Genomic DNA, 7,109 nt, shown 5'->3' with positions numbered 1-7,109 from the left:
AGACCATAATTCATACATTACATCACCGCAAATAAAACAGCTAGCAGACATACAAATTAATAATTATAACAGCTTAGCTATAAATAATCATACTATTACTCTTAAGCCCTATCAGGCTGTAATTGTTTCACTTAATTAATCTCATATATTATGAAAAAAAAAAGCCCTTATTTTAGCTTTTTACTTTTATCACTTTTGTTTTTAACAGCTTGTAATAATACGAAAACAAGTTTTTCTATAGATTCTCCAGATAAAAATATCTCTATTGAATTTGCTTTGTCAGAAACAGGAAATCCAATGTATTTGGTAAAACATAAAAGCGAGATAGTTATCGATACATCATTTATGAGTTTCGATTTAAAAGATCTTCCGCCTTTAGAAGATAACTTTAAAATCATAAATTCATCAATAGCAACCATAAATGAAACTTGGCAAATGCCATGGGGTGAACAAATTGATGTGAAAAATAACTACAATGAACTCACCGTATACTTGGAGGAAAAAACGGCTGATAAAAGACAGTTAAACATCCATTTTAAAGTATTTGATGACGGCATGGGTTTTAGATATGAATTTCCTGAACAAAACAATTTAAAGGAAATATTAATCACAGATGAAAATACTGATTTTAATTTGACTGGAGATCACAGCGTTTGGTGGATTCCTGGCGATTGGGATATTTATGAGCATCTATATAATGAAACAAAATTTTCTGAAATTGATGCATTGTCTAAGAAAAATAATGAAAATTTATCTGCAACCTATATTCCTTATAATGCAGTAAATACACCTGTTACTATGAAAACGGATACAGGGTTATACCTGAGTTTTCATGAAGCAGATTTAACAAACTATGCAGGGATGACGATGAAAGTGGACCCGATAAATTTAAAAATGACGAGCGAATTGGTAGGTTCTGAAAGGCTGAAAGCAAAAGTCAAACTAACGGTGCCTTTTAATACTCCTTGGCGAACCATCCAAATAGCAGAAAAAGCAGGAGGTTTAATCGAGTCTAAACTCATATTGAATTTAAACGATTCAAATGAATTAGGAGATGTAGACTACTTTACGCCGATGAAATACGTGGGTATTTGGTGGGAAATGCATATTGGAAAATCTACGTGGGATATGGAAGGGAGCCAAGATATGAATACATGGACCGAAGGCAAATCAGCATCATCTTCGCATGGAGCTACCACAAAGAACGCTAAGAAGTATATTGATTTTGCTTCAGAGAATGGTATAAAAGGCTTTTTAGTAGAAGGTTGGAATACAGGCTGGAGTAAATGGCTTGCCTCTGCAGAAGATAGAGAAGGACTTTTTGATTTTATGACCCCTTATAAAGATTATGACTTTGATGAAGTGATGGCGTATGCTAGAGAAAAGGGCGTTGAGGTTATTATGCATCATGAAACATCTGCAGCACCATTAACCTATGAAAAACAGATGGATCAGGCCTATGATTTTATGAAAGCTAACGGAATGAATTCAGTAAAAACAGGATATGTCGGCGAAATCATTCCAGAAGGAGAATATCACCATGGACAATGGATGGTAAACCACTACCATAAGGTTTTGGTGGAAGCAGCGAAAAAGAAAATTGCAATAAATGCTCATGAACCCATTAAAGCGACAGGAAAACGGAGAACCTATCCAAATGCAATTTCAAGAGAGGGATTAAGAGGTCAAGAATTTAACGCTTGGGCAACAGATGGCGGAAATCCGCCAAACCATATATCAACTGTAGCATTTACAAGAATGCTTTCTGGCCCTATAGACTTTACGCCTGGAGTATTTGATATAAAATTCAACACCTATAAAAAGCAAAATCAAGTAAATACAACTTTAGCACATCAACTAGCTTTATATGTAATAATCTATAGTCCTATCCAGATGGTCTGCGATTTACCAGAGAATTATAGGGTTGATGGTAAGTTACATCCTGCTTTTCAGTTTATAACAGATGTTGGGGTAGATTGGCAACAAAGCAAAGTATTAGAGGGTGAAGTGGGTGATTTTGTGACTATTGCAAGACAAGAAAGAGAAACAGGGAATTGGTTTATTGGAGGTGTTACTAATGAAAATGAAAGGACACAAGAGCTTACCTTTAATTTTCTTGAAAAGGGAAAAACCTACAAAGCAAAATTATATAAAGATGCACCAAACGCACATTGGGATAACAACCCACAAGCTTATGAAATAGAAGAATTAGAACTAACAAAGGCATCCAGTTTAAAAGTGAAATTAGCTCCAGGTGGTGGATTTGCACTTAGTATTGTTAAATAATCATCTTGATTTCTTAGGACTTAGAAAATTAACCTCGAAGTTTTAGTCTAAATATATTTGATACCAAATTAAATTGAATGATAAATTGGTATGTTGCGGTCATTCTTTTTGATAAAAAGTAGGTGAAAAAAGCCTGTGTCGAATTCGTTTTGATAAAATGATTTATAGCGACATTATAGGTTTAAATTGGTATCTGTCTTTATTTTATGGGTTAATTTCTTTCACCAAGTATTAGTTTGAAATGTAAATAACTAATGATATGATTTTAATATGAGGCTACAAAAACCAAGTTTATCCTTTTGGCAGATCTTTAATATGAATATTGGATTTTTAGGGATTCAATATAGTTTCGGTTTGCAACAAACAGCTATCAACCCTATATTTCTATATTTAGGAGCGCCAGAGGATATGCTGCCCATATTGAATATTGCAGGCCCAGTCACAGGATTAATTGTACAACCTGTTATTGGTGCACTGTCAGACAAAACTTGGTCTAATCGCTGGGGAAGGCGTAAACCCTATTTTCTAATTGGTGCCTTACTAGGTAGCTTGACTTTATTTGCCTTCCCGCACAGTCCTGTGCTTTGGTTTGCGGTAGGCTTACTATGGATTCTTGATGTTGGTAACAATATGGCTATGGAACCCTACAGAGCTTTTATTGGAGATAAATTGCCAGAAAAACAATTGAGTCTTGGGTTCCAAATGCAAAGTCTTTTTGTTGGTGCAGGTATAGTGTTAGCCAATGGCTCTATTGTTTTATTTCAATATTTGTTTGGGGAGGAGTCGTTAGAATCAGGAATCATTCCGCAATGGTTGTATTACTCCTTTTTTATTGGTGCTTTTCTTTCTTTAGCCACTATTTTATGGTCTGTTTTAAAAACACCAGAAATTCCGCCTTCTGAAAAAGAAATGTTAGAAATTAATAAAATTAAAAGTTTGCCTTTAGGTCATAAATTTAGAAAACCCTTCTTCGAGATAATGAGGTCAATAAAGGTGATGCCTAAATTTATGTGGAAAATAGGTGCTGTATATTTATTTCAGTGGTATGCGCTTTTTATTTACTGGCAATTTACAACACCTCTATTTAAGCTTACCATGGGATACTCTACTTCAGAAGCCGCTTCGCAAGCCGCTAAAATGAGTTTAACTTATAATATTGTAACAATGCTTGTGGCGCTTGCTTTAGTACCTTTAACTATCCGCTTTGGAGGGAAAAAGGTTTATGCTTTAAGCTTGGTAGGTACCGCAATTGCATTATTTACTATTCCCTATATTTCTGACCCCTTATTTGTGTTAGCACCAATGGTATTATTTGGTATCGGGTGGGCAGCCATGATGGGAATCCCTTATACCATGGTTTCAAAGATTGTTCCCCAAGATAAAAGAGGAGTTTATATGGGTATTTTGAATATGATGATCGTTATTCCTATGGGAATTCAAACCTTAACATTTGGTCCAATATATAAATATCTGCTTGATGGAAATGCAATAAATGCTATGCTTTTTGCAGGTGTATTTTTTGCTATTTCTGCGTTTTTAGCAATGCGGTTGAATGAAAAAACAAAAGGATAAATTAACTCTTATTAAAAAAATCATCGATGAAAAATATGTTAAAAATAGTCATTTTATTATCCCTTATCATGATATCATGTAAAAATGAGTCTGAAGATAGATTCTCAGAAGACACCGCCTTCGAGGTGCAAATAAATCAGACCTTAGAAAAATTGTTAGAACAAGAAGACACAGATGGAGATAAAAAAATTACTATTGAAGACAAATCCCCTAAAGTATTCGAATTAAAAACAAGCTCTGGAAATACATTTGAGATAAAAGGAACATTCGAATTATCAAAATTACTCCAAGAGCTAGTTTTGGCAAAAAATGAAGGTAAAACCCTTGCTAATATTAAGACTAAATATATAGATGAACTCCCAGTAGATAGAACATCAAGATTAATAAAAACGTATTATTGGGATGGTTTGACACGGCATTTGGATGAAGATGGTATTAAAAATCTCATTAGAGATTCTAAAAATGAAAGTTTAATTTCTGAAGATCTTAGAATTTATGTTCCCTATACCGATTCGATTTCATTTGGCTATTTTAAAGGTTTAGAAAAAAAATTACCGATTACGACATATAAATTACCAGAGGTTATTACACCAGAATATGTAAAATCTATCAATAACAAACCTGGAATTTTAACACTAAAACTTGAAAACAAGAACGGAAAATTGCAGGGAGTTCCATTTGTTGTCCCTGGAGGCCGTTTTAATGAAATGTATGGCTGGGATAGTTATTTTGAATCTATTGGGTTAATCGTGGATGGAAGGGTTGATTTAGCCAAAGCAATGGCCGATAATTTTCAATATGAAATTGAATACTACGGGAAAATTTTAAATGCCAATAGATCGTATTATCTAACAAGAACCCAACCACCGTTCTATTCAAGTTTAATTAGAGAAGTATTTGAGGTCACTGCTGATAAAACTTGGTTAAGAAGTCATCTGAAAACCGCTATTCAAGAATACAAAACGGTATGGATGGAAAAAGGAAAGCGATTAACATCAAATGGGCTAAACCGTTATTTAGCCGAAGGACTCAGAATTCCGCCCGAAACTGAGGAAGGGCATTTTGATGTGATTTTAAAACCATATGCGGACGAGGCTGGACTCTCTATTGAGGAGTATGTTATAAGGTATCAAGGGGATGGTAGTCATGCTGCCGAATTAAAAAATCAAACTGATTTAATAATCAACCCAGAACTGGATGCTTACTTTATTCATGATCGCAGTGTCCGCGAGTCTGGTCATGATACCTCCTATAGAATTGAAGGTAACTGTGCTGATCTTAATTTAGTAGAATTAAATGCATTGCTTTATAAATACGAAAAGGATTTTGCTTTTTTAATCAGTAGTCAGTTTAATGATAATTTTGAAACCTCTACAGGGCAAAATTATTCGTCAGATTATTGGATTAAAAAAGCCCAAGATCGTCGAAGGCTTTCAGATAAATATCTTTGGAATGGAGATAAAGGCATGTATTTTGACTATGATTTTAAGAACAACAAGCAATCTGATTTTATTTCTGCTACAAGCTTTGCACCGATGTGGTCTGAGATGGCAACTAAAGAGCAGGCAGAACAATTAGTTAAAAATTGCTTACCAATGTTATTAGAAAAAGGAGGGGTTGCAGCAAGTACAAAAGAAAGCCGTGGGGTCATTTCAGATTCACGTCCAGCACGTCAGTGGGATTATCCAAACGGTTGGGCACCTCACCAAATGATGATTTGGAAAGGCCTGAAAAATTATGGTTATGATGCTCAATTACAAGAATTAGTATACCGATGGCTCTTCATGATAACAAAGAATGCTGTGGATTACAATGGTACAATTCCAGAAAAATATGATGTGGTGGAAGCCACACATAAAGTGTTTGCCGAATATGGAAATGTTGGTACAGATTTCCAATACATTACACAAGAAGGATTTGGTTGGATGAATGCCTCTTATCAATATGGGTTGACACTTTTAGATCAAAATCTAATAGATAATCTAAATCAACTTAAGGAGCCAAAACTTATTTTTTAATGAATTCACTTAAACTTATCCTATCGGATCTTCGCTACTTTTCGGTGGTTTGGGTCTATTGTTCTTTAAATATCATGATAGGTACTTGGGTATTGTATATACCGCAATTAAAAGAGAAGTTAGAACTTGATGATTCAGAAATTGGTTTTGCATTGTTCTCTTTGGCTTTAGGACTTCTGTTTTTTATTCCTGTGGTCCCTTACGTTACTCACAAAATAGGTTTAGGTAAGAGTACGTTTTTTGGTATATGTGCTTTTTCAATAGCTTTTATAGGACCATTTATCGCTACCAATTTTATGATGTTATGTGTCTCTTTGTTTGTGGTAGGTGTTTGTTCTGCACTTACAGATATTTCTATGAATACCTTGATTTCAGAAATTGAAAAGAAAGATGAGGTGAACATTATGTCGGCGGCGCATGGCTTTTTTAGCTTAGGGGGTGCATTAGGAGCACTTATTGGTACTTTACTTATAGCTTTGTTGGACGCACCATTATACCATGTGCTTTTGATGATCTTTCTCGTTGTTGTGACGAATTTATTAGTATCAAAAAAGTACTATACCATGACTGAAAATAAAGGCTTTAAAAACAAAAGTAAAGTTCCTTTCAAAGTCTATAAACCCCTATTTTCATTAGCCTTCTTGGCTCTAGTTGCTTTGAGTAGTGAAGGATCTATTGAGCAGTGGAGTTCTATTTATTTAATTGAAATAGTTGAAATTTCTTCCCAAAACTTAGCAGGTTTAGGATTTATTGTATTTTCTATTACGATGACAATAGGACGGTTTTTTGGTGATGGAATAAGTGAAAAAATTGGATCTAAAAGAATTATTGTAGTTGGATTTATTCTTGCTTGTATGGGATATATGTGTGTGCTTTTAAGCCAAGTTGTATTAAGTGTAATAGGATTTGGTATTATAGGATTAGGCTTGTCTGTTATTATTCCAGAATTGTTTAGAGTCGCAGGAAATACAATAGGAATTTCGGCTTCTAAAAGCATTTCTTTTGTTTCAGGAATCGGATTTTTCGGATTTTTATTAAGTCCAGTAATTCTTGGTTATATTTCAGATAGCTCTAGTCTTAAGATCAGTTTTTTATGTCTTCTAGCCCTAACTGTATTCACCTTAGTCGTGTCGATTTTAAGTCCTAAATTTAATTAACATCACCAAAAAATTCTACGCCATACTATTTATACCAATTTATACCTATAATGTCGCAATAAATCATTTCTTTTTC

Annotated in this window: 4 protein-coding genes; all 4 read left to right on the top strand. The window is 34.2% G+C overall.

Annotated elements, in window-relative coordinates; all coding sequences use genetic code 11:
- Positions 1 to 150: 150 nt before the first annotated feature.
- The 4 genes from CXF67_RS03375 (at position 151) to CXF67_RS03360 (ending at position 7,033) form a co-directional block, all read left to right on the top strand.
- Positions 151 to 2,286, top strand: coding sequence for a glycoside hydrolase family 97 protein (locus tag CXF67_RS03375; RefSeq protein WP_102087464.1), 2,136 nt, complete (start codon positions 151 to 153; stop codon positions 2,284 to 2,286).
- A 270-nt stretch (positions 2,287 to 2,556) separates the two neighbouring features.
- Positions 2,557 to 3,858 (top strand): MFS transporter, encoded by a 1,302-nt coding sequence (locus CXF67_RS03370; protein WP_102087463.1) that lies wholly within the window; start codon positions 2,557 to 2,559, stop codon positions 3,856 to 3,858.
- A 26-nt stretch (positions 3,859 to 3,884) separates the two neighbouring features.
- On the top strand, positions 3,885 to 5,876 hold the full coding sequence (locus CXF67_RS03365; RefSeq protein WP_102087462.1) for an alpha,alpha-trehalase: 1,992 nt from the start codon (positions 3,885 to 3,887) through the stop codon (positions 5,874 to 5,876).
- The gene (locus CXF67_RS03360) at positions 5,876 to 7,033 is read left to right on the top strand and encodes an MFS transporter (RefSeq protein WP_102087461.1); all 1,158 of its coding nucleotides are present in this window, start codon (positions 5,876 to 5,878) and stop codon (positions 7,031 to 7,033) included. The genes CXF67_RS03365 and CXF67_RS03360 overlap by 1 nt, the downstream gene beginning before the upstream one ends.
- The last annotated feature ends 76 nt before the right edge of the window (positions 7,034 to 7,109 follow it).

Origin of the sequence: Psychroflexus sp. MES1-P1E, from assembly GCF_002836055.1 — a bacterium.
In the GTDB taxonomy this organism is placed as follows: Bacteria; Bacteroidota; Bacteroidia; order Flavobacteriales; family Flavobacteriaceae; genus Psychroflexus.
This window is presented reverse-complemented; position numbering and strand designations above follow the sequence as displayed.

What these genes read in the sequence shown, in the direction of transcription:
- CXF67_RS03375 (WP_102087464.1), top strand. Translation starts at nt 151, where the DNA reads ATGAAAAAAAAAAGCCCTTATTTTAGCTTTTTACTTTTATCACTTTTG.
- CXF67_RS03370 (WP_102087463.1), top strand. Translation starts at nt 2,557, where the DNA reads ATGAGGCTACAAAAACCAAGTTTATCCTTTTGGCAGATCTTTAATATG.
- CXF67_RS03365 (WP_102087462.1), top strand. Translation starts at nt 3,885, where the DNA reads ATGAAAAATATGTTAAAAATAGTCATTTTATTATCCCTTATCATGATA.
- CXF67_RS03360 (WP_102087461.1), top strand. Translation starts at nt 5,876, where the DNA reads ATGAATTCACTTAAACTTATCCTATCGGATCTTCGCTACTTTTCGGTG.